22 protein-coding genes are annotated in these 24,743 nt (G+C 71.2%); 14 read left to right on the forward strand and 8 right to left on the reverse strand.

What is annotated here, in order from left to right:
• The first annotated feature begins 60 nt into the window (after nucleotides 1–60).
• From ACFV7R_RS15870 to ACFV7R_RS15880, 3 genes are all read left to right on the forward strand, one after another.
• Complete coding sequence (locus ACFV7R_RS15870) at nucleotides 61–1,401, forward strand: sensor histidine kinase (RefSeq protein ID WP_385263885.1); 1,341 nt, start codon at nucleotides 61–63, stop codon at nucleotides 1,399–1,401.
• Entirely contained in the window at nucleotides 1,398–2,063 is a 666-nt protein-coding gene (locus tag ACFV7R_RS15875; protein WP_385263887.1) for a response regulator, read from the forward strand. Before ACFV7R_RS15870 ends, ACFV7R_RS15875 begins: the two co-directional genes overlap by 4 nt.
• Nucleotides 2,064–2,125: 62 nt before the next feature.
• Nucleotides 2,126–3,343 carry a cytochrome P450 gene (locus ACFV7R_RS15880; protein WP_385263888.1) on the forward strand — a complete coding sequence of 406 codons (1,218 nt, stop codon included), beginning with the start codon at nucleotides 2,126–2,128 and terminating at the stop codon, nucleotides 3,341–3,343.
• On the opposite strand, the gene ACFV7R_RS15885 is transcribed toward ACFV7R_RS15880, so the two are convergent.
• From ACFV7R_RS15885 to ACFV7R_RS15895, 3 genes are read right to left on the reverse strand one after another with little or no spacing between them, the layout of a single operon-like run.
• On the reverse strand, nucleotides 3,309–3,551 hold the full coding sequence (locus ACFV7R_RS15885) for a hypothetical protein (protein WP_385263889.1): 243 nt from the start codon (nucleotides 3,549–3,551) through the stop codon (nucleotides 3,309–3,311). The two genes, ACFV7R_RS15880 and ACFV7R_RS15885, sit on opposite strands and share 35 nt — an antisense overlap.
• A gap of 41 nt (nucleotides 3,552–3,592) precedes the next feature.
• A complete protein-coding gene (locus ACFV7R_RS15890) occupies nucleotides 3,593–5,200 on the reverse strand; it encodes an ABC transporter permease (protein ID WP_385263891.1) in 1,608 nt (535 codons plus the stop codon).
• Nucleotides 5,197–6,105 carry an ATP-binding cassette domain-containing protein gene (locus ACFV7R_RS15895; RefSeq protein ID WP_385263893.1) on the reverse strand — a complete coding sequence of 303 codons (909 nt, stop codon included), beginning with the start codon at nucleotides 6,103–6,105 and terminating at the stop codon, nucleotides 5,197–5,199. Before ACFV7R_RS15895 ends, ACFV7R_RS15890 begins: the two co-directional genes overlap by 4 nt.
• A 73-nt stretch (nucleotides 6,106–6,178) precedes the next feature.
• Between ACFV7R_RS15895 and ACFV7R_RS15900 the strand changes: the two genes are divergently transcribed.
• Nucleotides 6,179–6,679 (forward strand): GbsR/MarR family transcriptional regulator, encoded by a 501-nt coding sequence (locus ACFV7R_RS15900; RefSeq protein WP_385263894.1) that lies wholly within the window; start codon nucleotides 6,179–6,181, stop codon nucleotides 6,677–6,679.
• A gap of 24 nt (nucleotides 6,680–6,703) precedes the next feature.
• On the opposite strand, the gene ACFV7R_RS15905 is transcribed toward ACFV7R_RS15900, so the two are convergent.
• Complete coding sequence (locus ACFV7R_RS15905) at nucleotides 6,704–7,567, reverse strand: diacylglycerol kinase (RefSeq protein WP_385263895.1); 864 nt, start codon at nucleotides 7,565–7,567, stop codon at nucleotides 6,704–6,706.
• 187 nt (nucleotides 7,568–7,754) lie between these two features.
• Here ACFV7R_RS15905 and ACFV7R_RS15910 point away from each other — a divergent pair, with 187 nt between their 5' ends.
• The 3 genes from ACFV7R_RS15910 to ACFV7R_RS15920 all read left to right on the forward strand — a co-directional run bounded on the left by ACFV7R_RS15910 (nucleotide 7,755) and on the right by ACFV7R_RS15920 (nucleotide 14,114).
• Nucleotides 7,755–9,038, forward strand: coding sequence for an adenylosuccinate synthase (locus tag ACFV7R_RS15910; RefSeq protein ID WP_129803702.1), 1,284 nt, complete (start codon nucleotides 7,755–7,757; stop codon nucleotides 9,036–9,038).
• A 121-nt stretch (nucleotides 9,039–9,159) separates the two neighbouring features.
• Nucleotides 9,160–9,576: a hypothetical protein gene (locus tag ACFV7R_RS15915; protein ID WP_385263897.1), complete on the forward strand. Its 417-nt coding sequence runs from the start codon at nucleotides 9,160–9,162 to the stop codon at nucleotides 9,574–9,576.
• Between the two features lie 2 nt (nucleotides 9,577–9,578).
• On the forward strand, nucleotides 9,579–14,114 hold the full coding sequence (locus ACFV7R_RS15920; protein WP_385263898.1) for a hypothetical protein: 4,536 nt from the start codon (nucleotides 9,579–9,581) through the stop codon (nucleotides 14,112–14,114).
• 11 nt (nucleotides 14,115–14,125) lie between these two features.
• Here the strand turns inward: ACFV7R_RS15920 and ACFV7R_RS15925 are convergent, their stop codons facing one another.
• A complete protein-coding gene (locus tag ACFV7R_RS15925) occupies nucleotides 14,126–14,737 on the reverse strand; it encodes a TetR/AcrR family transcriptional regulator (protein ID WP_385263899.1) in 612 nt (203 codons plus the stop codon).
• A gap of 336 nt (nucleotides 14,738–15,073) precedes the next feature.
• Here ACFV7R_RS15925 and ACFV7R_RS15930 point away from each other — a divergent pair, with 336 nt between their 5' ends.
• The 3 genes from ACFV7R_RS15930 to ACFV7R_RS15940 all read left to right on the forward strand — a co-directional run bounded on the left by ACFV7R_RS15930 (nucleotide 15,074) and on the right by ACFV7R_RS15940 (nucleotide 16,712).
• Nucleotides 15,074–15,883 carry a hypothetical protein gene (locus tag ACFV7R_RS15930; RefSeq protein WP_385263900.1) on the forward strand — a complete coding sequence of 270 codons (810 nt, stop codon included), beginning with the start codon at nucleotides 15,074–15,076 and terminating at the stop codon, nucleotides 15,881–15,883.
• 113 nt (nucleotides 15,884–15,996) lie between these two features.
• Nucleotides 15,997–16,263, forward strand: coding sequence for a hypothetical protein (locus ACFV7R_RS15935; RefSeq protein ID WP_224739904.1), 267 nt, complete (start codon nucleotides 15,997–15,999; stop codon nucleotides 16,261–16,263).
• Nucleotides 16,260–16,712, forward strand: coding sequence for a hypothetical protein (locus ACFV7R_RS15940; RefSeq protein WP_385263901.1), 453 nt, complete (start codon nucleotides 16,260–16,262; stop codon nucleotides 16,710–16,712). Before ACFV7R_RS15935 ends, ACFV7R_RS15940 begins: the two co-directional genes overlap by 4 nt.
• 52 nt (nucleotides 16,713–16,764) lie before the next feature.
• Here ACFV7R_RS15940 and ACFV7R_RS15945 read toward each other — a convergent pair whose 3' ends face one another.
• The 3 genes from ACFV7R_RS15945 to ACFV7R_RS15955 form a co-directional block, all read right to left on the reverse strand.
• Nucleotides 16,765–17,415 (reverse strand): hypothetical protein, encoded by a 651-nt coding sequence (locus ACFV7R_RS15945; protein ID WP_385263903.1) that lies wholly within the window; start codon nucleotides 17,413–17,415, stop codon nucleotides 16,765–16,767.
• A 108-nt stretch (nucleotides 17,416–17,523) separates the two neighbouring features.
• A complete protein-coding gene (locus ACFV7R_RS15950; protein ID WP_385264117.1) occupies nucleotides 17,524–18,225 on the reverse strand; it encodes a GntR family transcriptional regulator in 702 nt (233 codons plus the stop codon).
• 89 nt (nucleotides 18,226–18,314) lie between these two features.
• Nucleotides 18,315–19,670 (reverse strand): aspartate aminotransferase family protein, encoded by a 1,356-nt coding sequence (locus ACFV7R_RS15955; protein WP_385263904.1) that lies wholly within the window; start codon nucleotides 19,668–19,670, stop codon nucleotides 18,315–18,317.
• Nucleotides 19,671–19,854: 184 nt separating this feature from the next.
• Here ACFV7R_RS15955 and ACFV7R_RS15960 point away from each other — a divergent pair, with 184 nt between their 5' ends.
• From ACFV7R_RS15960 to ACFV7R_RS15975, 4 genes are all read left to right on the forward strand, one after another.
• On the forward strand, nucleotides 19,855–20,466 hold the full coding sequence (locus tag ACFV7R_RS15960) for a type 1 glutamine amidotransferase family protein (RefSeq protein ID WP_385263905.1): 612 nt from the start codon (nucleotides 19,855–19,857) through the stop codon (nucleotides 20,464–20,466).
• Nucleotides 20,463–20,921, forward strand: a complete 459-nt coding sequence (locus ACFV7R_RS15965; protein WP_385263906.1) for a MarR family winged helix-turn-helix transcriptional regulator — start codon at nucleotides 20,463–20,465, stop codon at nucleotides 20,919–20,921. The genes ACFV7R_RS15960 and ACFV7R_RS15965 overlap by 4 nt, the downstream gene beginning before the upstream one ends.
• A 94-nt stretch (nucleotides 20,922–21,015) precedes the next feature.
• Nucleotides 21,016–23,019, forward strand: coding sequence for a serine/threonine-protein kinase (locus ACFV7R_RS15970; RefSeq protein ID WP_385263907.1), 2,004 nt, complete (start codon nucleotides 21,016–21,018; stop codon nucleotides 23,017–23,019).
• A 144-nt stretch (nucleotides 23,020–23,163) separates the two neighbouring features.
• Nucleotides 23,164–24,705 carry a substrate-binding domain-containing protein gene (locus ACFV7R_RS15975; RefSeq protein ID WP_385263908.1) on the forward strand — a complete coding sequence of 514 codons (1,542 nt, stop codon included), beginning with the start codon at nucleotides 23,164–23,166 and terminating at the stop codon, nucleotides 24,703–24,705.
• The last annotated feature ends 38 nt before the right edge of the window (nucleotides 24,706–24,743 follow it).

Consider the following 24,743-nt stretch of genomic DNA (forward strand, 5'->3'; position numbering starts at 1 on the left):
CCTGAAGGACCCCTCTCACTGGGGACGACGCGACCCCCGCCGCCGCCTACCGTTCTGTACGTGACCGAGACGACCCAGATGCCGACCCCGCCGCCGCCGGACGCGGCCAAGCCGCGCAGCCCGGAGTTCCGGCTGGCCGCGGACGCCCTGCGCGGGCTGCGGCAGGACCTGTTCCACGACGCCTTCGCCTACCGCCCGCTACCCCGTATGAGCGTGGACGGGCCGGTGACCCGGCGGCTGCCGGGCCGCCTGCGGGAGTACGCGGCCTGGACACCGCATGTCATGATCGCCGCGGTCGCCCTGATCGCGCTGCTCATGGCCAGCGTCGACTACGACGGCACGGCCGTCCTGATCGGTCCGCTCGCCGTGCTCCCCATCCTGCTGACCATGCTCCGGCCGGTCGGAGCGTTCTGGCTGTCCATGGCGGCCACCCCGGTCAGCCAGGTCTTCGGCAGCTTCTCGGACGGCTATCCGTGGCAGCCCGCGAGCTTCGTCTGCCATCTGACCGTGCTGACGGTCGTGGCCATACGCACCAGGCCGCGCACGGCGGGGTACATGTGGGCGGTCACCGCAGCGTACGGCTTCGTGGCGGACGTGATATTCGGCCCGTCGTTCTACTACGGCGACGACACCGCCCCCATGCTGGTCTTCTCCGCGCTGATCCTCCTCGTCGTCGCCGTCTGGCACACCCGCAAGGAGGCCCGGCAGGAGGTGACCGCCCAGCAGACCGTGACCGCGCAGGAGCGGTCCAAGCGCACCCTGCTGGAGGAGCGCACGACGATCGCCCGCGAGCTGCACGACGTCGTCGCCCACCACATGTCGGTCGTCGCCATCCAGGCGGAGGCGGCGCCCTACCGGGTGGAGAACCCGCCGCCGGAGCTGGAGCGGGCCTTCGCCACCATCCGGGAGAACGCGGTGGCGGCCCTCACCGAACTGCGCCGCGTCCTGGGCGTCGTCCGCGCCGAGGACTACGAGGCCCCCGACGCACCGCAGCCCACGCTCGCCGACCTGGACGCACTGCTCGACAATGTGCGGGATGCGGGCCTGACCGTGGACAAGGCGGTGACCGGAGCGGTGCGCGAACTCCCGCAGGGCGTGGAGCTGTCGGCGTACCGAATAGTCCAGGAGGCGCTGAGCAACACCTTGCGGCACGCGCCCGGTGCGGACGCCCGTGTCGAGATCGGGTACGTCCTCGGCGGCCTCGGCCTGCGCATAGTCAACGGTCCGCCGCCCGCGCCGGACCTGGTCAAGCCCTCGCCGGGTGCCGGGCACGGCATCACCGGGATGCGGGAGCGCGTCTCCATGCTGAACGGCGAGATGACGGCGGGCCGGACGGACGACGGAGGCTATGAGGTGGCGGTGTTCCTGCCGGTGACCAGCCCGGGTGAAGGTGACGCATGACCATCCGGGTACTGGTCGCGGACGACCAGATGATGGTCCGCGAGGGCTTCTCGGTCCTGTTGAACGCGATGCCGGACATCGAGGTCGTCGGCGAGGCCGTCAACGGGCGCGAGGCGGTGGAGCGGGTGCGGGAACTCGCCCCCGACATCGTGCTGATGGACATTCGGATGCCGGAACTGAACGGCATCGAGGCGACCCGGGAGATCGTCGCCGCGGACGGTTCGGCGAAGGTGCTGGTACTGACCACCTTCGACCTCGACGAGTACGTGTACCAGGCGCTGCGCGCGGGAGCCTCCGGCTTCCTGCTGAAGGACGCCTCGGCACGCCAACTCGCCGACGGGGTAAGGGTGGTGGCGGCCGGGGAGGCCCTCCTTGCGCCCTCCGTCACCAGGCGGCTGATCACGGAGTTCTCGAAGCTGTCCGACGCCCCGCGCCTGATGTCCTCCGCGCACGCGGCGTACGGGGACCTCACCGAGCGGGAGACGGAGGTGCTGGTCCTGATCGCGCAGGGCCTGTCGAACGCGGAGATAGCCGAGCGGCTGGTGGTCGCCGAGTCGACGATCAAGACCCACGTCAGCCGGATCCTGGTGAAGCTGGGCCTCAGGGACCGTACGCAGGCGGCGGTGTTCGCGTACGAGGCGCGGCTGGTGACGCCGGGCTGAGCGAACGCCCGGCCGTCGGACACCCCTGGTCAGACGGCGGGGTCCCGGGCTAGCGTCCGTTCATGGCAGCTGCTTCTGACCTCGCCTTCGACCCGTGGGACCCGGCGTTCGTCGCCGACCCCTACCCCGCCTACGCGGAGCTGCGGGCTCGAGGCCGCGTGCTCTACTTCGAGCCCACCGACCAGTGGCTGGTCCCGCACCACGCGGACGTCTCGGCGCTGCTGCGCGACCGGCGCCTGGGCCGGACGTACCAGCACCGGTTCAGTCACGAGGACTTCGGGCGCACGCCGCCCCCGCCGGAGCACGAGCCGTTCCACACGCTCAACGACCACGGAATGCTGGACCTGGAGCCGCCGGACCACACGCGGATCCGGCGCCTGGTGTCGAAGGCGTTCACACCGCGGACGGTCGAGCGGCTGAAGCCGTATGTGGACGGCCTGGCCGGCGACCTGGTCTCCCGCCTGGTCGAGGCGGGCGGCGGGGACCTGCTGACGGATGTGGCGGAGCCGCTGCCGGTGGCGGTGATCGCCGAGATGCTCGGCATCCCGGAGTCCGACCGCGCCCCGCTGCGCCCCTGGTCGGCCGACATCTGCGGGATGTACGAGCTGAACCCGTCCGAGGAGGCGGCGACGAAGGCGGTGCGGGCGTCGGTCGAGTTCTCGCAGTACCTGAGGGAGCTGATCGCCCAGCGCCGCAAGGAACCCGGCGAGGACCTCGTCTCCGGCCTGATCGCGGCGCACGACGAGGGTGACCGCCTCACCGAGCAGGAGATGATCTCGACCTGCGTCCTGCTGCTGAACGCGGGCCACGAGGCCACGGTGAACGCCACGGTCAACGGCTGGTGGGCGTTGTTCCGCAAGCCGGACCAGCTGGCCGCCCTGCGCGCGGACCACTCCCTGATCCCCTCGGCGGTCGAGGAGCTGATGCGCTACGACACCCCGCTCCAGCTCTTCGAACGCTGGGTGCTGGACGAGATCGAGATCGACGGCACGGTGATCCCGCGCGGCGCGGAGATCGCCATGCTCTTCGGTTCCGCCAACCACGACCCCGAGGTCTTCCGGAACCCGGGGCGCCTCGACCTCACCCGCAAGGACAACCCGCACATCTCCTTCAGCGCCGGTATCCACTACTGCATCGGCGCCCCGTTGGCCCGTATCGAGCTGGCGGCCTCGATGCGGGCCCTGCTGGAGAAGGCCCCGACGCTCACCCTGGCGGCGGAGCCGGAGCGCAAGCCGAACTTCGTGATCAGGGGCCTCGACGGGCTGAGCGTCGCGACCTGACGCGCTGGGCCAGGGCCCAGACGGCGAGGCCGACCGCGATCCCGCCGAGGATCGCGAGCGGCAGTTCGGCGTAGAGGACCTTCCAGTCCGGGCTCTGCTCGAACCGCCACAGCCGTTCCCGCACACCGACCGCCCACACGGCGAGCCCCGTACCGGCCCCGGCGGCCACGGTCAGACATCCCAGAGCGGCCTGCGTACGTTCCCCCATGCCCGGGAGGGACGCGCACAGGCCGCCCGAAGGTTCCCCGGTCAGCTGCTGGTCACGTCCCGCCGCCGCAGTCCCGCCAGCCCACCGGCCACCAGCACCACCGCGATCCCGGTCAGGACGGACACCGCGCCCCACTCCATCTCCCCGCCCGGCAGCTTGGGCAGATGCCCGAACGGCGACACGTCCAGCACCGCCTGCGGAACATCCAGTGCGGGCCCGATCCACCCGATGAGCAGCACCGCTCCGGCAACGCCCCAGGCGGCCACAGCCAGCTGCGGCGACACCCCGTAGAGCAGTACCGCGAGCCCGCCGATCACCCAGATCGCCGGCAGCTGGATCAGACAGGCGCCCAGGATCGGCCAGAACTCCTTGCCGTACCCGGCGGCGAGGCCGAGCCCGGCGAGCAGCATGATCAGGACGGTGCCGCCGAAGGCGATCAGCAGGTGGCCAAAGGCCCAGCGCAGCCGTCCGACCGCACCGGCCAGCACCGGTTCCGCCCGTCCGGACGTCTCCTCGCCGTGCAGCCGCAGTACGGACGCGACGATGTACAGGGCGGCGACCAGTCCGAGCATGCCGACCATCGACGCCAGGAAGGTGTCGGTGAGGGCCGACTGGCCGCCCATGCGCCGGAAGATCTCGCGGGCCTGCTCGTTGTCGCCGACCAGGTCGGCCGCGCCCTCGGTCATCGCGCCGTAGACGATCCCGGCGAGCAGGAAGCCGATGCTCCAGCCGAGCACGCTGCCCCGCTGCAACCGCCAGGCCAGTGCCCCCGCGGTACCCAGCCGGCCGTCCGCCGGCCCCGGGCGGCTCGGCAGGAAGCTCATGCCGACGTCGCGGCGCCCGGCGAGCTCGTAGGCCGCCGCCCCCTGGATGACCGCGGCGGCCGCGAACAGCAGCAGCACCCACCACCGTTCGTTCGCGAAGGGCCGCAGGTTCTCCAGCCAGCCGATCGGCGAGATCCAGGTCAGGAGGGACGAACCGTCGTCCGTCGCCGAGTCGCCCGCCGCGCGCAGCACGAATGCGGCGCCGAGCACCGCGGCCGTCAGCCCGCGTGCCAGTCGCGCGCTCTCCGTGAACTGGGCGACGATCGCGGCCATCGTCGCGAACACCATCCCGACGCCGGCGATGCCGAGCCCGAGGGCCAGTGCCCCCGAGGCTCCCTGACCGGCCAGACCCCCGGCGATCAGCAGCGCGAGCACCGCATTGGCGACCGCCGCCGCGAGCAGCGCCGCGGTCAGCGGGGCGCGCCGGCCCACCATGGCCGAGGAGATCATCTCCTGCCGGCCGCTCTCCTCCTCGTCACGGGTGTGCCGTACGACGATGAGCAGGCTCATCACGGCGGCGAGCAGCCCTGCGTACACGCCGATCCGCCAGGCGGTCAGCGCGCCGAACGAGTCGTCGAAGACCGGGCCGAGCATGGCGCGCAGCGAGGCGTTGGTCTCCATCTGCTGCAGCAGGTCGGCGCGTTCGGCGGCGGTGCCGTACAGGTTCTTGAGCGTGTTCGGCATGGACAGCACCATGAGCGCGTTGACGCCGACCCAGATCGGGATCATGGCCCGGTCGCGGCGCAGCGCGAAGCGCAACAGCGTGCCGGTGCCGGCCAGTTGGCGCGAGCCGCCGGCCCGTACGGCGAAGGCCGCGGCGGTCATCGCGCAGCCACCTCGTCACCGATCTCGTCCTGGTAGTGCCGCAGGAACAGCTCCTCCAGAGTGGGCGGCGTCGACGTCAGGGACCGCACGCCGGACTCGCTGAGCGACTTCAGTACGTCGTTCAGCTTGTCGGTGTCGACCTGGAGGCGGACCCGCCGGTCCTGGATGTCGAGGTCGTGCACGCCGGGCAGGTGGGAGAGCCCGTTGGGCGGACCGGCCAGCTCGGCGGTCACGCTGGTCCGCGTCAGATGGCGCAGGTCGGCGAGCGAACCGGTCTCCACCGTGCGCCCCTTGCGGATGATGCTGACCCGGTCGCAGAGCTCCTCGACCTCGCTGAGGATGTGCGAGGAGAGCAGGATCGTCCGGCCGCGCTCGCGCTCCTCCTCGACGCAGCGCTGGAAGACCTCCTCCATCAGCGGGTCCAGGCCCGAGGTCGGCTCGTCGAGGATCAGCAGGTCCACGTCCGAGGCGAACGCGGCGACGAGGGCGACCTTCTGGCGGTTGCCCTTGGAGTACGTGCGGCCCTTCTTCGTCGGGTCCAGCTCGAACCGCTCGATGAGTTCCGTGCGGCGCCGCTTGTCCAGGCCTCCGCGCAGACGGCCGTACAGGTCGATGACCTCGCCGCCGGAGAGGTTGCGCCACAGGGTGACGTCGCCGGGGACGTAGGCGATGCGGCGGTGCACCTCCACCGCGTCCGTCCAGGGATCGCGGCCGAGCACCTGGGCGGCGCCGGAGTCGGCGTGCAGCAGACCGAGCAGGACACGGATGGTGGTGGACTTGCCGGCGCCGTTGGGGCCGAGGAAGCCGTGGACCTCGCCGGTCTCGACGTCCAGGTCCAGGCCGTCGAGCGCATGGGTCTTGCCGAACGACTTGTGCAGTCCGGAGACGGTGATTGCCTTCGTCATGCTTCAGAACGTACGCTTCTTTCAGAAACTTGTGAAGTTAAGGAAGCGTATAAATCCCCGATAGGATGAGCGCATGACGGAATCAGCGGAGGCCGGACGGGACGCGGAGGCCGTGTCGAAGTTCGTGGAGGGCTTCGCCGCCCAGCTCGTCGAGGCCGGGATGCAGCGTATGGCCGCTCGCGTGTTCGCCGCGCTGCTCGCGTCCGACTCCGGCGCCATGACCTCCGCCGAACTCGGCGCACAGCTCCAGGTCAGCCCTGCCGCCGTTTCCGGCGCGGTGCGCTATCTCGCCCAGGTGCACATGGTCTCCCGTGAACGGGAACCCGGCTCGCGGCGCGAGCGGTACCGGGTGCACAGCGATCAGTGGTACGAGGCGCTGACCAACCGCGACGCCGTGCTCAAACGCTGGGAGCAGACCCTGCGCGAGGGCGTCGACAGCCTCGGCGCCGCGACCCCCGGTGGGCAGCGGATCGCCGAGACGCTCGCCTTCTTCGAGTACCTGGAGGGCGAGCTCGGCAAGCTGATGGAACGCTGGCGGGAGCACCGGGACAAGGAGTTCGGCAGCAGTTCGTAGACGACAGGCGCAGGAACAAGGCCCTCACCCCGGCACCGTCAGGCCCAGCGCTCCCTCCCACACCGTCCACGTCCGCCTCCGCACCGGGCCTGCCACCGCCGCGTCCGCGCGGTACCGGAAGTCGGCCCCGGACACCGTCACGCTCCGCCCGGCCGCCCTCAGAGGTGCTGCCTCCGCACCGACCGACGCCGGCCGCACCTCCACGTCCGCAGCGCCCGAGCCGTCCGGCGCCACGGACACCGCTTCCAGCGGCTGGCCGACGTCCACCAGCGTCACGCCGTCGACCTCGACCCGCAGCCGGGAGGGCCGGGCAACGGTTCCCGCCTCCGGCGCCGCCCCTCGGGAGGACCGCGCCGGCACCAGCGTCCGTACCAGCGACTGGCACGTCCGCAGCCACGGCCGCGCAGCCGCCGCACCCGGCCGATCGTCCGCCTCACGCACGGGAACCGGCGGAATCCGCAGCGTGCCCAGCACCACCCCGTCACTGTCGTCGACGAGCAGATCCAGCCGCCGCTCGACCCCCTCCAGCACGGCCCGCGCCGCCGCCACCGCCCCCGTCGGCACACCCAGTGCCCCGGCGAGCTCGAGAGCCGAGCCGACCGGCACGACCGACAGCACACATCCGGCCAGCTCCCGCTGCCGGTGCAGCAGCGACACGGCCCGCATCAGAGCACGGTCGTCACCGACCACCACCGGCCGTCGCGACCCCCTGCGCTCAAGCGCCCGCGCGAATTCCTCCGGCCCGTCCGGCAGGCACACCTTCGTCGCCGCACCCGCGCTGAGCACGTCTTTCGCGATCCGCACGGACTCCCCGTCCGTCCTCCGGGCGACCGGATCGATCACCACCAGCAGCTGATCGGACATCGCGAAAGTCGCCACCTCGGTCATGCCTCGCTTCCTCGGGTAGCATCTTTGTGCAAGAGCCCCTTGCGCTATTGCGCCAGGGGCTTCGTCTATTCCGGGGCATCCGGTCCGACAGGTTGCGGCCGACGAAGGTCGCCGGTGTACGAGGCACAGGCCGTGCCGCGTACGCCTCTGACCTTGGACATGCCCCACCCGGAAGGGGTGTACGCGCGTGCCCGCACTTGTGCTGCTCGGTGCTCAGTGGGGTGACGAAGGCAAGGGAAAGGCAACGGACCTCCTCGGCGGATCCGTCGACTACGTGGTGCGTTACCAGGGTGGCAACAACGCCGGCCACACGGTGGTCGTGGGTGACCAGAAGTATGCCCTCCACCTGCTCCCTTCCGGAATCCTGTCCCCCGGCTGCACGCCGGTCATCGGCAACGGCGTTGTCGTCGACCCCTCGGTCCTGCTCTCCGAGCTGAGCGGGCTGAACGAGCGCGGCGTCGACACGTCCAAGCTCCTGATCAGCGGCAACGCGCACATCATCACGCCATACAACGTCACTGTCGACAAGGTGACGGAGCGCTTCCTCGGCAAGCGCAAGATCGGCACGACCGGCCGCGGCATCGGTCCGACGTACGCGGACAAGATCAACCGTGTCGGCATCCGGGTCCAGGACCTGTACGACGAGTCGATCCTCCAGCAGAAGGTCGAGGCCGCGCTCGACGTCAAGAACCAGATCCTCACCAAGCTCTACAACCGCCGCGCGATCGCCGTGGAGCAGGTCGTCGAGGAGCTGCTGGGCTACGCGGAGCAGATCAAGCCGTACGTCGCCGACACGGTCCTGATCCTCAACCAGGCCCTAGAGGACAACAAGGTCGTCCTCTTCGAGGGCGGCCAGGGCACGCTCCTGGACATCGACCACGGCACGTATCCCTTCGTCACCTCCTCGAACCCGACCGCGGGCGGCGCCTGCACGGGCGCAGGCGTCGGCCCCACGAAGATCAGCCGTGTCATCGGCATCCTGAAGGCCTACACGACCCGAGTCGGCGCGGGCCCGTTCCCGACGGAGCTCTTCGACGAGGACGGCGAGGCGCTGCGCCGTATCGGCGGCGAGCGGGGCGTGACGACCGGCCGTGACCGCCGCTGCGGCTGGTTCGACGCGGTCATCGCCCGGTACGCGACCCGGGTCAACGGCCTGACCGACTTCTTCCTGACGAAGCTGGACGTCCTCACGGGCTGGGAGCAGATCCCGGTCTGCGTCGCCTACGAGATCGACGGGCAGCGCGTCGACGAGCTCCCGTACTCCCAGTCCGACTTCCACCACGCCAAGCCGGTCTACGAGATGCTCCCCGGCTGGTCGGAGGACATCTCGAAGGCGAAGACCTTCGCCGACCTCCCGAAGAACGCCCAGAGCTACGTCAAGGCGCTGGAGGAGATGTCCGGCGCCCCGATCTCCGCGATCGGCGTGGGCCCGGGCCGGGACGAGACGATCGAGATCAACTCGTTCATCTGACATCTGATCCCTGGACTCTTTGCACGACATCCCCAACTGCCCCGTTTGCACGGGTAGTTGGGGATGTTAGTTTTGCAGTGACAGTTGCGGTTGGGTACTGGTGTTCTCCAGAGGGAGCAAGGTGCGCATCACACTGGCCGTTGACACGGAGACCGGCGACCGCGCCGGCGCCACGGACGACCTGTACGACTGGCTGCGTCAGGATCCCCAGTTGCTGAGTCTGGTCCGGCGGGAGTCCCCGGTCGGCGTCCCGGCGGGGGCCATGGGGGCGTGGAGCGAGGTGCTGACGCTGGTCCTGGCCCCGGGCGGGCCGACGGCGGCCGTCGGAGCGGCGGTGGTGGTCTGGCTGCAGAACCGCCGGGGCAACCAGACCGTCACCATCAACCAGCCGGACGGCACCCAGGTCGTCGTCTCCTCCGAGAAGGTCCGCGGGCTGACGGCGGAAGGCGCGAGCGAGCTGGCGCAGCAGGTCGCGGAGGCCCTTCGGCAGCGACCGGCCACCGACGGGACGGAAGACCGGGCCGGGCAGGGAGACTGACCATGCCGTCACGGGGGAGGCCGGACCTGACGGGGCCCGGCTGCCGGGCGGTGGTGGTCGGCACCGGAAGCCACCCGGGCGATCGGCTGGCTGCGCTCCCGTCCGCCGTACCGTCGGCGAAGGCCCTGGCCGAGGCGCTGGCCACGGAGTGCGGCATGGGCGACCGGGTCCGGCTGCTGTGCGACCCCGAGTCACCGAGCGAGGTCCTTGCGGCACTCGCCGAGGCCGTGGACCTCGCCGGACCGACGCAGGGCCGGTACGAGAGCGGAGCCGTCGTCTTCTGCCACGTCGGCCACGGACTGCGCGGGCCGGGCGGGCGGCTGTATCTGGCGACGGCGGCGACCAGGTCCCTCACCGACACCGCGCACTCCGTCCCGTACGACGAGATCGAGCGCTACCTCAGCGACGGGCCCGCAGATCCGCTCGTCATCCTCGACTGCTGCTTCGCCGGAAACGCCCGGGAGCCGCGCCGCCCGCCGGCCTCGGACCCGTTCGGCGGCAGCCGGCCCCAGGGCAGCTATCTGCTCGCCTCCGCCCTGCGCGACACCCTGGCGTACGCCCCCGAGGGCGCCGAGTACACCCTGTTCACCGGTGAGCTGCTGAACCTGCTGCGGGAGGGCGACGCAGGCGGCCCGCCCCGCCTGACGCCGGGCAGCCTCTACCGGCTCCTCGACCAGCGGCTGCAGGGCGGCCCCGCGCGGCCGTACGGTGGCGGCACGGCCCGCATGGCGGAACGGGTCCTCACCGCCAACCGCCGCTACACCCCGAGCCCCGAGACTGCCTCCACCCCCGATGACCCGGACGCGGTCAGCCCCTACCCGGGCATCGTGCCGTTCCTGCCCGAGCAGCATCACCTCTTCTTCGGCCGCGAGAAGGTGACCCGCGAGCTGCTGCGGCGCGTCGCGCAGACCCGGCCCGGCGAGCCGCTGGTGGTGATCGGCACCTCGGGCGTCGGCAAGTCCTCGCTGCTGCGGGCCGGGCTGAGCACGGCGGCCGAGGACGCGGGGCTGGGAAGCGTACGGATCGTGTCGGCGCCGGGCGCGCAGCCGTTCCGGGCGCTCGCGGAGGCCTGGGCGGCAGCCGTGGACCGGCCGCTCACCGAGGTCGTACGGGATCTGGAACAGGGCCGCTTCAGCCGCCCCGCCTCCGACGCCAAGGCAGTACGGGCGCCGGGAGTCCTGGTCGTCGACCAGCTCGAGCAGTACTTCACGCACGGCGCCGACGCGACCGAGCAGCGGCGCTTCGCCACCGCGCTCACCGCCGCCGACGGCCCCCGCATCGTGCTGGCCCTGCGAGCCGACTACCACGACGACGCCCTGCGCGACCGTCATCTGGCCCCGCTCGTGGCGCGGGACCACTTCACCGTGCCCGCCCTCGACGACGCCGAGGTCGAGGCGGCCATCGTGGGACCCGCCCGGTACGAGGGACTCCAGTGGGAGGAGGGCGTCCCGCAGATCCTGCGGCGCGAGGTGAACGAGGAGCGGGCGGGCGGCGGGCCGGGCGACGCGGCCGCGCTGCCGTTCCTGGCCCACGTGCTGCGGGAGATATGGCTGCGTCGGCGCGGTACGACACTCACCTACGCCGCCTACCAGCAGGCCGGCGGCATTCGGGACGCCGTCGCCCGCACCGCCGAGGGCATCTACGCAGATCTCGACGACGACGGCCGAGCCCGACTGCGCCGACTGATGCTGGCGATGGTCCAGGTCGCCGACGGCGAGGGAAGGCTGGTGCGCCGCCGGGTCCCGCGGGAGGAACTGGCCGGTTCCGCCGAGGACCTGCTGCGCCGCCTCGCGGATGCCCGCCTCGTCGTCGTGGACGAGCAGGGCGGTGCACAGCTCGGCCACGACTCGCTGCTCTACGCGTGGCAGCGGCTGCAGGGCTGGATCGCCGAGGTGCGCGGCGATCTGCTGCGGCTGCGGCGGCTGACAGAATCGGCGGAGTCGTGGTCCGACCACGGCAGCGGTCTGTGGACGGGGACGGGCCTGGACGAGGCGAAGGCGCTCGTCGCTGCCGAGGAGTCCTCCCGGCTCCCCGTCCGACAGGTGGTACGGGACTTCGTCACCGCCGCCGACCAGGCGCAGCGGCGCAGGCGATCCGTCACGCGGGCCTGGATCGCGGGGTTGTCCGCCCTCGCCCTGGTGGCCGGGGTGTTGGCGGGCTGGGCGTTCTACGAGAACGGCCAGGCGGCGGATCGGGAACGGAGTCTGATCGCGCGGGAACTGGCCATCAAGGCCGACATCATGCGCGAACGCGACCCGCGGGCGGCGCTGCAGCTCAGCCTCGCCGCGTACCGCACGGCGCAGACCTCGGAGACGCGGTCGAGCCTGTACGCGGCGGCGACCACGGTGGCGCCGACGCATCTGTCGCCGGCTCAGGGAGAGCGCAAGCCGGTGCTCAATCTCGCCTACAGCCCGGACGGTGAGGTGCTGGCCGCCAGTCACCGAGGCGGGCGGGTGCGGTTGTGGGATGTGTCGAAGCCCGCGGTGCCGGCTGAGGCGGGCGGGTTCAAGGCGGACGGCAACGCGGCCATCGCCTATCACCCCCGTACGCGGGTGCTGGCTGCGCAGACGGCGACGTCGCTGACGCTCTGGGACACCACCGACGCGATGAAACCCAAGCGGGTGGCGCGGCTGTCGATCGCCGAGGGCGCGACGTTCACCCTCGCGTTCAGTGGAGACGGCAGGACGCTGGCGGCGGGCAGCGAGGCGGGACGGCTCCGGCTGTGGGACGTGAGCGACCCGGCGCACCCCGCGCTGCGGGTGGAGCGGACGATCGCCGAGACGGAGGTGATCTCGCTGGCGTTCACCCGCGACGGACGTCACCTGATCACCGGCAACGGCAACGAGGAAGGGGACGGCGGACAGCCCGCCCAGGTGCGGCTGTGGGACCTCACCGATCCGGACCGGCCCGAGCTGCTGGACACCGAGCGGGCCGAGACGGTCATGGCGGTCGCCGCACACCCGAAGCGCGACCTGGTCGTCGCGACCGGGGCCAGTGGGAAGGCCGCCTGGTGGGAGCTGGCGGACGGACGGGAACTGCGGCGTGTCGAGGTGGAGGAGTACCGGGACTACTTGGGCAGCGACCCGGACGGCATTCCCTCGCTCAGTTTCAGCGGGGACGGCAGACTCCTCGCGGGCGCGGACCGGGACAACGGCGTTCACCGGCGCGACGTGACCGGAAAGGTGTCGGAGGTGGAGAACTGGCAGTCTCTCTCGGCGCTGCCGTCGGGCGAGCCCGCCCAGTCGGTCGCCTACAGTCCGGACAGCCGGTATCTCGCGGCTGGTGATGTGGCCGGCGAAATACGGCTGTGGCCCGGCCGGACGTGGGCGTCCGCGATCGAGGGCAGGGTGCCGTCCATCGTCGAGGCAGGCACCAGTGCCTTCAGCGGCGACGGCAGGCTGGTCCTCGCCCAGACCGAGAACGCCGATTACACGACCAGGACACGAGTGTGGGACATCAGTGACCTCCGTGCACCGAGGGTCCACTACACACTGCCGAAGGGCTGGGAGGCGAACTACTTCCTCAACAGCCCCAAGACACCTGTCCTTCTTGCTCATTACTGGACCAAGGGACTGGAGCACACCTTCCAGTTCTGGGAGTTCGACTCCGACGGCGGGCCGACAAGGGGCGGCAGCATCCACCTCACCGCCGACGTCCCGCGCGTCGTGGTGAGCCCGGACGGCCGGCTGCTGGCCGCGGGTTCGGCAGAGGAACGCGGCATCGCCCTGTACGACATCAAGGACCCGGCGAAGCCGGTACGCGTCGCCACGGTCGACGCACCGGTCAGCGGGGGCCTCTTCAGCACGGGAGACCTCTGGTTCGCCGGGGACCGCTCACTGGCGACCGTCGAGAACAAACGGCACCTCAGACTGTGGGACCTCTCCGACCCGGCCCGACCCCGCAAGGGAGGACGCATCAAGGACGTGGCGCTGATGAAGGGCGCGATGTACGACGCCGGGTCCCAGCAACTCGTCACGGAGGATGTCGGGGACAACATCCTCGTGTGGGACCTGTCCCGTCCCGCGTACCCGGAGGGGGGCGCCCGGATCCCCGGCGCTCCCGGTGACTACTTCCCCACCGTCAAGGGGGAGTTGGCGACAGCGCTCAGCGACGGCACCGTCGAGTTCTGGGACGTCACCGACCCCACCGATCCGAAGAAGAAGCACGACCTACTGCTCGACCGTGCGGTCTCCTCCATCTCCATGACCCCGGACGGCCGCCACGTGGTGACGGGCGGCCCGTACCGCATCTGGACCGTCGGCCCGGACGGCAGGTGGGACACCCCGGAGTTCGTCGAGCTGCCGAACGCGGAGGACGTCCAGGTACCCCGCTCGGACCTGCCCGAGGGCCCTCGCTGGCTGGCGGTCACCATCGAGCGGACCTGGGGCAGCTCCCTGGCCGACCGGAGCACCTACGTCCTGGACTTCGACAGCGACCACCTCTACACGGAGATGTGCAAGTCGTACCCCCTGAGCGTCCCGAAGGACCAGTGGAAACGGCTGTTCCCGCACCTGTCCTACCGCACGTCCTGCGACTGACACCGGCGGGCTCAGGGCTCGCAGTCGGTGCATGGGGGCGAGACGCCGAGGCAGAGATGTACGGCCGTACTCAACCGGGCGTCGATCACGGCGCGTTCTGAGAGATCCGAGGCGTCAGCGGGCGGGGTGAGGGCGTAGGGCAGGGCGGTGGTGAGGACGGCGAGTGTGACCATGTCCTGCGTGGCGCCCCTCGGCAGGTGTCCGGTCACGTGTTGGCTCAGCCAGGACCAGGCCATGTCGTGCCACACGGTCGTCGGACGCAGCACGGCGGCATGGACCAGCTCCGGGGCGGTCAGGGCCATGGTCCTGGCAACGGGGTGCTCGCGCAGCAGACGCGCCGCCCGCACCACGAAGCTGACCTCGAGACAGTGTGGCGGCGGCAGAGGGCCGGGCACCTCGCGGGCCACATGGAGCAGGCGGGCGAGCTCCGCCACGGTGGCGTCCCGGATCAGTGCTTGCGGGCCGGCCCAGTTCCGGTAGAGGTAGGAGCGGTTGCAGCGGGCCAGGCGCGCGATGTGTGTCACGCCGACCTGCCGGGGGCCGTGCTGGGCCAGCGCGTCCAGGGCCGCGCGGTGCACCGCGCCCGTCCCCGGCTGCCAAACAGAGGGGGTCGATCGACTCATGGCGGTCAGCTTGGGAAGGGCGGGGTGGTACCTGACCGGAAAAGTGCGACAGATCTGGAGGAAGTGTTGCGGTTTTTCGGGCATTGAACCGCCGCAGGGTGCTGGTCACTGGAGTTCTCCTGCCAACTGCTCGATGAGGCCCAGCGATTCACCAGGGCCCAGGGCCCTGCGGGCCGCCCTTCACTCTCCGGAGTGAATCAAGCGAACTCCCGCCCAGGAAAAGCCAGTTCCAGCTTGCGCTCGTCGCTCTGCGTGGCCATAGAGTCACGCCAACAAGAGAACGCCCCCGCGGTGCGCCAACACCCGGGGGCTCGACACCCGGAGCCAAATCTCCAGATGCGCATTCATCGTACGACGCCCACGCGCGCCTTTTCCGTCTTCTCCAACGCTCTTCTCCGCGACCGGAGCATCTCCTGGTGCGCGGTAGGCGTACTGACGTACCTCCTGAGTCTCCCGAACGGCGCCCGCGCCACCATCCGTACGCTCGCCGAACAGCGCAAGGAGGGGCGGGCCCGGATCGCCGCCGCGCTGCATGAGCTGGAGGAATCCCGTTATCTGCGGCGGGTGGTGCGCAAGGACCGGGAGACGGGCCAACTCACCACCGTCTACGAGGTGTTCGACACTCCGTACGAGGACGAGCCACCAACGGGTGATTCCGAGGAAGCCCAGAACCTGGCCTCCGGCGAGTCGGAATCCACCCCGTCGGGCGCTCCCCCTTCGGGGGAAAAGACCGGGGAACAAGAACCTCCCTCCCCGCCGTCGCCCGACTCGCACGCGCCGAGCGAGCGCACCGCGCTCGCCGCGAAGCTGCTGGGCTCCCTCGGCCGTACGGATCCCCGGCTCACGCTCGGCGCCGCCGAGGCACTGCGGCTGGCGCCGCTCGTCGAGGCGTGGTGGGACGCGGGGGCCAGCAGCGCGCAGGTGCGGGCGGCGCTGACGGACGGGCTGCCGTCGCCCGTGTACTCGCCGCGCGCCCTCGTCGAGAACCGCCTGCGCCGCAAGCGGCCCGACGCATCAACTGCCCCGCCGGTCACGACCGTCCAGGTCGAGATCCGCAAGCCCGGCGCCTCCGTCTACCGCGAGGCTGCCCGGCGGGGCGGCGCCCTCGCCCGCGCGCTGCTGCGCGGGCAGCCGGCGCCCGCGTAGGCAGACAGACTCCCGGCTCGCATCCGCGCGCCGGGCCCTTCGAAAGAAACGGAGTGCCGATGACCGTCACACTCGTACGCCCCGAGGTGGTATACCGCCGGTATGCTGTCCTCATGCCTGATACCACGATCAAGGTCGACCCCGCCGTCCGTGACCGTCTCCAGGAGCTGGCCCGCGATCGCGGCATGAGCATGCGGGACCTCGTGGCGGAGCTGGCCGGCGCCACGCCCACCAAGGAAGAGCTGCGCAAGCGGTACGAGGAGACCAAGGCGTACGTGGAGGAGCACTTCCTCGGCAGGCCGTACACCGAGGAGGACGAGAAGGCCGGCGAGAAGCTGTGGGCCGACCTGGAGGCCGGGCGCATCGGGGAGGTCCAGTGACTGACAAGGACCGATACCCGCTGCCGCGAGCCGTCATCTTCGACGACACCGCCGCCCTTGCCCTCGGCGCGGGGAACAGCATGGCCTCCCGGCTCGTCGTCGAGGCCGAGAAGGACCCAGCCCTGTGCGTCTACATCCCGGCGCTCAGCCTCGCCGCCGCCGAGCGGGAGCGAGCCGGGGTGGCCGAGCATCTCGGCGCGCTGCCGTCCGTCAACATCGAGGGGCTCGACTTCGCCGCAGCGACCGCCGTGGGCAAGCGCCTGCGGACCGCGGCCGCTGGGGATGATGGCACGTACGGCAAGGACGAGCCGGACTGGAGCGGCGCTCACGTGCTGCACCTCGCCCTGCCCACCGTCGAGTGGCCGCACGGCCGTCCCGTCCTGACGAGGACACCCACCCGCTACCGCGGCACGGGCGTCCGCACCATCCGCATCGTCGAGCAGAACTGACGGCGGTCCTGGCGGGGAGGGCGCCGGAGTGCCCGCGTCCTCCCGCAGGGCCTCAGCTGAAGACGATCATCGAACCCTGCGCGAGACTCCGCGTCGCCGCCGCATGCAGCCCCAGCCAGACGTGGCGTTCCCGGGCGAAGGGGCTGGGGTCGTACGGAGCGGGGACCGCTGGCTCCTCCAACTCCGTGGGGGCCAGCGGGGGTTGGGGGGCGGCCGGGGGGTTGGCCGGGTCGATGCCGATCGACGGGGCCACGAACTCCAGCTCCCTCAGCAGTGACTGCGAGGAGCCCAACGGGCCGCCACCGGCGAGGAGTTCGTCGTCGGAGAGCGGGTGCGGGAAGTCGACGGGGACGTACGCCCCGGCGTGGTCGTAGTGCCAGACGAGATGTGACTGCTGGGCTGTCGTCTCGAACATCTCCAGGAGCTGTTCGTAGTCGCCGCCGAGCTCGTCCACCGGTGTCACCGGCAGCCCGCAGACCTGGAGCAGGTAGGCGCGGCGCAGAAAGTGCAGGGCGTCGTAGTCGAAGCCGGCCACCGGGGCGACCTCCCCGGACAGTCCCGGCATGTACTGGTACACCGGCACCGGCGGCAGCCCGGCCTCGGCGAGCACCTTGTTGTATTGCGCGAGTTCCTCGGCGAACGGGTTGTCGGGGGTGTGGCACAACACGTCGACGAGCGGTACCAGCCACAGGTCACAGGCCAAAAGAGGGCTCCTCGCAAGCGCGTAGCACGAACGACACAGCACGGTGGTCAGGGCAGCGTAATGCGTGGGGGCCGCACGGGTCCCCACCTGTACAGGTCCCATACCCGCTCAGCTCGCGGTGAGGCTCTCGACCAGGGCGAGGGAGTGAGCGTTGTGGGCGGCGATGATCGAGCGGGCGGCGACGGTGTCGCGGCGCACCAGGGCGTCGACCAGTTCGGTGTGGTCCGCCCATAGGTGGCCGCGCAGATCGGTCACCCGGCGCAGATGCTGCACCGCGCACACCCAGGACTGCACGCGCAGCCGGTGCAGGAAGTCCACGAGGTACGGGTTGCCGAACAGGCTGCTGAGCTCGCGCCAGAAACGCAGGTCGTAGCCGATCAGGACGGTGAGATCACCGGCGTTGGCGGCGCGCTGCGCCTCCTCGCCGCGCCGGCGTACGCCCGCGAACGCGGCCGCCGCCCGCGGATCCGTGAGGTCCCGGAACTCCTTGCGGCCCTCGTCGAGGGCGTGGAACATTCCGTCGATCACCAGGGTGCGGGCCTCGACGAGGCCACGGAAGTCGCGCAGGGAGTACTCGCGGACGCGGAAGCCCCGGTGCTGGTCGGCCTCCAGCAGACCCTGCGCGGACAGGTCGACCAGCGCCTCACGCACCGGTGTCGCGGAGACGCCGTACTGCTCGGCGATCTCCTTCACCGTGAACGCCTGCCCCGGCTGCAGCCGCCCGGACAACACCTCGTCCCGCAGCGCGTCCGCGATCTGCTGCCGCAGGGTGCTACGGGTCACGGCGCCGTTGCCGCTGGTGCCGGGCATGGTCGAGGGCTTCCTCTCGCTGCGCAGAATGGCGTGCTCGTACATGTCTACGAGCACGCCACCTTACGCGTTCGGATGCCGGGCCGCGGTTATGCCGTGTACTCGTCAGCCACCGTCAGGGCGGCGTCCAGCGCCGCCAGCCCCTCCTTCAGCTCCGCCTCGGTCACGTTGCACGGCGGCACGACATGGGTGCGGTTCATGTTCACGAACGGCCACACCCCGCCCGCCTTCGCCGCTGCCGCGAACGCCGCCATCGGCGCGTTCGCCTCACCGGCCGCGTTGTACGGCACCAGCGGCTCGCGGGTCTCCTTGTTCTTCACCAGGTCGAGGGCCCAGAACATGCCCACGCCGCGTACCTCGCCCACGCAGGCGTGCCGCTCGGCCAGCTCCCGCAGCGCGGGTTGAAGGACCTCGGCGCCCAGCCGGGAGGCGTTCTCCACGACGCCTTCCTCGGCCATCACGTTGATCGTGGCGACGGCGGCGGCGCAGGCCAGCGGGTGGCCGGAGTACGTCAGCCCGCCGGGGTACGGCCGCTTCCCGAACGTCTCCGCGATCTTCCCGGAGATGGCGACGCCGCCCAGCGGCACGTATCCGGAGTTCACGCCCTTCGCGAAGGTCATCAGGTCCGGTACGACGTCGAACAGGTCCGCCGCGAACCATTCGCCGGTCCGTCCGAACCCGGCCATGACCTCGTCCAGGACGAAGACGATGCCGTACTTGTCGCATATCTCACGCACCCCGGCGAGATATCCCGGCGGCGGAACCATGATCCCCGCCGTCCCCGGGATCGTCTCCAGGATGATCGCGGCGATGGTCGACGGCCCTTCGAAGGCGATCGTCGTCTCCAGGTGCTCCAGCGCCCGCTCGCACTCCTGCTCCTCGGTCTCGGCGTAGAAGCGGGAGCGGTAGAGGAAGGGTGCCCAGAAGTGCACGACGCCGGCCGTGGCGCTGTCGGAGGCCCAGCGGCGCGGGTCGCCGGTGAGGTTCACGGCCTGCTGGGTGCCGCCGTGGTACGAGCGGTAGGCGGAGAGCACCTTCGGGCGGCCCGTGTGCAGCCGGGCCATGCGCACCGCGTGCTCGACGGCGTCGGCACCGCCGTTGGTGAAGAAGATCTTGTCCAGGTCGCCCGGGGTGCGCTCGGCGATGAGCCGGGCCGCTTCGGAGCGGGCCTCGATGGCGAAGGCGGGCGCGAACGTGGACAGGGTGGCGGCCTGTTCCTGGATCGCGGCGACGACCTTCGGGTGCTGGTAGCCGATGTTCGTGTAGACGAGCCCGCTGGTGAAGTCGAGGTAGCGCCTGCCGTCGTAGTCCCAGAAGTACGACCCCTCCGCGCCGGCGACGGCGAGCGGGTCGATGAGCTCCTGTGCGGACCAGGAGTGGAAGACATGCGCACGGTCCGCGGCCTTCACGGCGGCGCCGGCCTCGGGGTTTGGCTGAGGGGTCATGCGGCCGAGGGTAGGTGTCCGCGATACGGACGCGATATCGGCGTCCTGTCTGCGGTCCGGGGGTTTCCGCGACAGGTTGTCGACGGGTGGGAGCCGATGAGATGTATTGACAGCACGTTGTCCAATTGACAGAATGCTGTCATCGTGGAGCGCACCTTTGGAGAACGTCCTCGGAGGAGGAGTCATGAACGCAGGCCGCAAGCCCGTCCATCACGCCGTGTACGACACCCTCGCCGACTGGGAGACCGGCCACGCGACGGCACACCTCGCCCGCGCCGGGTACGAGATCCGCACCGTCGGCCCGTCCACCGACCCGGTCACCAGCATCGGCGGACTGCGCATCCTGCCCGACCTCGCCCTGGACGACGTACGCCCCGAGGACAGCGCCCTGCTGATCCTCCCGGGCGGCGACCTCTGGGACACCGGTAACGACCTCGCGCCCTTCGCCCGCAAGGCGCGGGAGTTCCTCGACGCCGGTGTGCCCGTCGCCGCGATCTGCGGGGCCACCGCCGGGCTCGCCCGCGAGGGACTGCTCGACGACCGCACCCACACCAGCGCCGTGTCCTTCTACCTCGCGGCCACCGGCTACGGCGGCGGCGAGCGGTACGTCGACGCCGATGCCGTCACCGACGGCAAGCTGATCACGGCCGGTCCGACCGAGCCCGTCGCCTTCGCCCGGGAGATCTTCCGGCTGCTCGGCGTGTACGAGGGCGATGTGCTCGACGCCTGGTACCGGCTGTTCCACGACTCCGACGCGGAGGCGTACGCCGTACTCGAGCAGGCGGGCGGGCAGTGAGCCGGGAGCGACAGGACCTGTTCAGCCGCAGCGCGCTCGGCGCGTTCCGGCTGAACGGTCAATTCCTCGCTGTGGCCGAGGAGTTGGCGCGGCCCGTCGGTCTGACGGCGGCCTGGTGGCAGGTGCTGGGGGCGGTGCTGCGGGAACCGCTGCCGGTGGCCGGGATCGCCCGCGTCATGGGCATCACCCGGCAGAGCGTGCAGCGCATCGCCGATCTGCTGGTCGAGCGTGGCCTGGCCGAGTACCGGCCCAACCCCGCCCACCGCCGCGCCAAGCTCCTCGCGCCGACGGCCGAGGGGCGGGCCGCCGTCGACCGGATCGGCCCGGCGCACGCCGCCTACGCCGACCGGCTCGCCGAGGCCCTCGGGGACGACGGGCTCGCCGAGGCGGTACGGGTGCTGGAACGACTGTCCGAGGCGCTGGAACAGGTGGGCCCGCCCGTTACGGAACCGTAGAGGAACCGTGCAGACCATGCCCTCCGCGGCCTGACGACCCGCACTATCCTCGGTCCGAACTGGGCGTGTACTTGGGGGAGGGGCGGGCGCGGCCATGGAGAAACTGGGGCCTGGGGACCCACCGAGGATCGGCGCGTACCGGCTGCTCGCGCGGCTCGGCGCCGGCGGAATGGGGCAGGTGTACCTCGCCCGGTCGGACCGCGGCCGGACCGTCGCCGTCAAGCTGGTCCGGGCGGAACTGGCCGCGCAGGAGGAGTTCCGCGCCCGGTTCCGGCAGGAGGTGCAGTCCGCCCGGCAGGTCGGCGGGCACTGGACCGCGCCCGTGCTCGACGCCGACACCGAGGCGGCCGTGCCCTGGGTGGCCACCGGATACGTCGCCGGGCCGAGCCTCCAGCAGGTCGTGGGGCACGACCACGGGGCGCTGCCCGAGCGGTCGGTACGGATCCTCGCGGCCGGGCTCGCGCACGCGCTGAAGGACATCCACGCCGCCGGGATCGTCCACCGGGACCTGAAGCCCTCCAACGTGCTCGTGACCATCGACGGCCCACGGGTCATCGACTTCGGGATCGCGCGGGCACTGGAGACGGTGACCGACGGGGGTCTGACCCGGACCGGCGCGCTCATCGGCTCGCCCGGGTTCATGGCGCCCGAGCAGGTGCGCGGCGACCGCATCACACCCGCGTGCGACGTGTTCTGCCTGGGCTCGGTGCTGGCCTACGCCGCCACCGGCAACCTGCCCTTCGGCGGCGCCGACAGCGGCGTGCACGCCCTGATGTTCCGCATCGCCCAGGAGGAACCCGACCTGGAGGGCGTGCCCGAGGGGATCGCCGACCTCGTGCGCCACTGCCTGAAGAAGGACCCCGCCGCCCGGCCCACGCTGGACGGCATCCTGGAACGCACGGGAGCGGAGGACACCGTCACCGGCGGGCGTTCCCGGGACCCGTGGCTGCCCAGCGGACTGGTGGCCCAACTCGGGCGGCACGCGGTGCGGTTGCTGGAGACGGAGAACCCCGAGGGACCCGGCGCCGAGGAAACGGGCCGCGGCCCGGACGCCACACCCGAACACGCCCCCGCCGCGGACGAGTCCGCCCCGCCGGCAACCCCCGCCCCACCCCCGTCCCTCGACCACCTCCCGACCATCGCCGCCGGCTCACCCCATCCCGCATACGGCTACCCACAACAGGGCCACGGCCACCCACAGTCACCGCCACCGGCCAACCCGTACGGGGGCCCGGCGGGCGGCGCACCGCGGGGTGGGCCGGCCGGTGGACCGTACGGCGCCCCGGGGGACGGCATCCCGCAGGGCGGCGCACCAGGGGGTGGACCGTACGGCGCCCAGGCGAGCGGGAGTTTCTACGGCGCCCCGCCAGGCGGCAGCCCCCACGGCGCCCCGCCGAGCGGCGCACCGTACGGCGCAGCCGCCCCCGGCAACCCCTACGGCGGGCTCGGCCCCACCCCGCCGTACGGCCCGCCCCCCGCCGACCCCACCGTCACCTCGCCCTACGGCCCGCCCGAGGACCGCCCGCGCCGAAGTGGGCGTGCCACCGTCGCGTTGGTCGTGGTCGCGGTGGTCGTCGCGCTTGCCGCCGGAGGGTCGGTGTACGCGCTCCTGGACGGCGGGGGCAGCCCCGATCCCGGGCCGACCGTCGCCGGGACGAGTACCGCGCCCACGGCCTCCGCCCCCAAGACGCCCGCTTCGTCCCCGACGTCCACACCGTCGGCCTCCTCCGAGTCCGCCGACGGGACGATCCCGGCCGCGTACCTGGGCACGTGGACGACAACGATCGACAACGCGAACGGGCAGCACACCCGTCGGCTCACCCTCCAGCAGGGCGAGGTGGGCGACACGGTCCTGTCCCTCACCGCCGACGGACCCGCCGAGGACGGCGGCAGCTACCACTGCGTCTTCGAGGCCGGGTTGGCCGAGCAGCCGAGTTCCGACGGCCCCGTGCGGATCGGACCGTCCACGGTGACCGTCGGCGAACCGGCCACCGCCTGCACCCCCGGCGCGGCGACCGAGATCACCCTGCAACCGGACGGCAGTCTGCAGCGGGTGAACGCGGCCACCGGGGAGAAACTGACGTACCGGCGCCAGTGACGTCCACCGGGCCACGACTGAAGTCCCGTTTCCCGTGGGTAAGTTGAACGTACAGCGAACATCGGGGCGAAGGACCTGACGTGCCCTTCGGGCAGACGTACGGTGATCCCACCATTCGGCTCTGGGAGTGGCGGGGGACCACCGGTGGAGTGGCTGACCAATGAGAACGTCATCGCTGTGGGCACGTCCGTCGTCGGTGTCCTCGTGCCCCTCGCGATGTTCCTGTACGACCGCCGGGTGCCGCGCCAGAAGCGGATCGGCTACCGCGTACAGATGGACAGCCCCATAGGTGACGGGGCGTCTCCCAACCCCCGCCTCGGGGACTTCGACGTCCCGAACATGGCCGACGCCTCGCTCGTCCTGCTGCGCATCGAGAACGACGGATCACAGAGCGTCTCCCGCGACGACTACACCGCGTTCGAGGCCTACGGCCTGACCGCCGAGTTCACGGGACGCACGGTACAGGCCGTCGCGGTCACCCAGCCGTCCGGTATCGAGCACCTGGGCAGCCACTTCAGGCGCGGCAACGGGTTCGAGCACGACGGCAACAAGGTGTACATCCCGCGTGTCCCGCTCAATCCCGGTGACCACTTCAAGCTGCTCGTGCTGCTCTCCGGTGGCCGGGTGAACGGGGAGGTCAAGCTGATCGGTGACCTCCAGGACGGTCGGGTCCATCGCAACAGGGCTCCCAAGCCGGACGAGAAGCAGCGCACGTTCAGCCTCCCGGCCCAGCTGGTCAGCGGCGCGCTCGCGCTTGCCGTGCTCGGCCTCGCCGGCATCATCCTCCTGCGAGACGGCAACCCCATCGAGTGCGAGCAGGGCGAGCTGACCGTGACCGGCTCGACCGCCTTCGAGCCGGTCGTCGAGAAGCTCGCGAAGCAGTACGAGAAGAAGTGCGAGGGCGCGGACATCTCGGTCGAGACGCGCGGCAGCGAGGCCGGCGTGGCCGAACTCGCCCACCTGGCCGAGCAGTCGGAGGAATCCGCCCGGAACGTGATCGCCTTCTCGGACGGCCCGATGGGCAAGCGCTGGAACCTGATGGGGGAGAAGGTCGCGCTGTCCGTCTTCACCCTCGTCGTCCACAAGGACGACGAACCCGCCAAGGACGTCGATCTCGGCTCGGGCGGTCTGTCCCTGCAGGAGGTGCAGGACATCTACGCGGGCAAGTACACGCGCTGGGGAGAGGTCCTGCCGAAGGAGGAGGCGATCGCCGACCTGCCCATCGTCCTGGTCAGCCGGGGGGACGAGTCGGGCACGCGGCAGATCTTCCAGGAACGGGTGCTCGGCGACTGGGAGAAGGCGCAGAGCACGTCACTGGACTGCAGGCCGCCCGAGCCCGTCGGCGACGCGGTCACCCGCTGCGAACTCGCCTCCACCAAGGACGTGCTGGACATGGTCGAGGACCAGCCCGGCGCCATCGGCTACAGCGAACTCACCTCCGCCGCGGAGCGGAAGGGCGTGCACATGGTCGCCCTGGGCGGCGACAAGCCCGACGACCGGCAGATCGAGCAGGGCGGCAGCCGCTATCCGTACAAGGACATCGAGTACGCCTACACCCACGGCACCCCGCGCCCCGGCTCCCTCGCCGCGAGCTTCCTCGCCTACTTCGACGAGTCCACCAGCCAGAAGGTGATCCGGGAAAAGGGCCACCTACCGTGCCTGCGGGACCCGAAGCTGTGCGAGTGAGTCAGGCCGCGGGCAGTCGTGCCGCTGGGGCGGCACGG

This window comes from Streptomyces sp. NPDC059866, assembly GCF_042731325.1.
In the GTDB taxonomy this organism is placed as follows: domain Bacteria; phylum Actinomycetota; class Actinomycetes; order Streptomycetales; family Streptomycetaceae; genus Streptomyces; species Streptomyces flavusporus.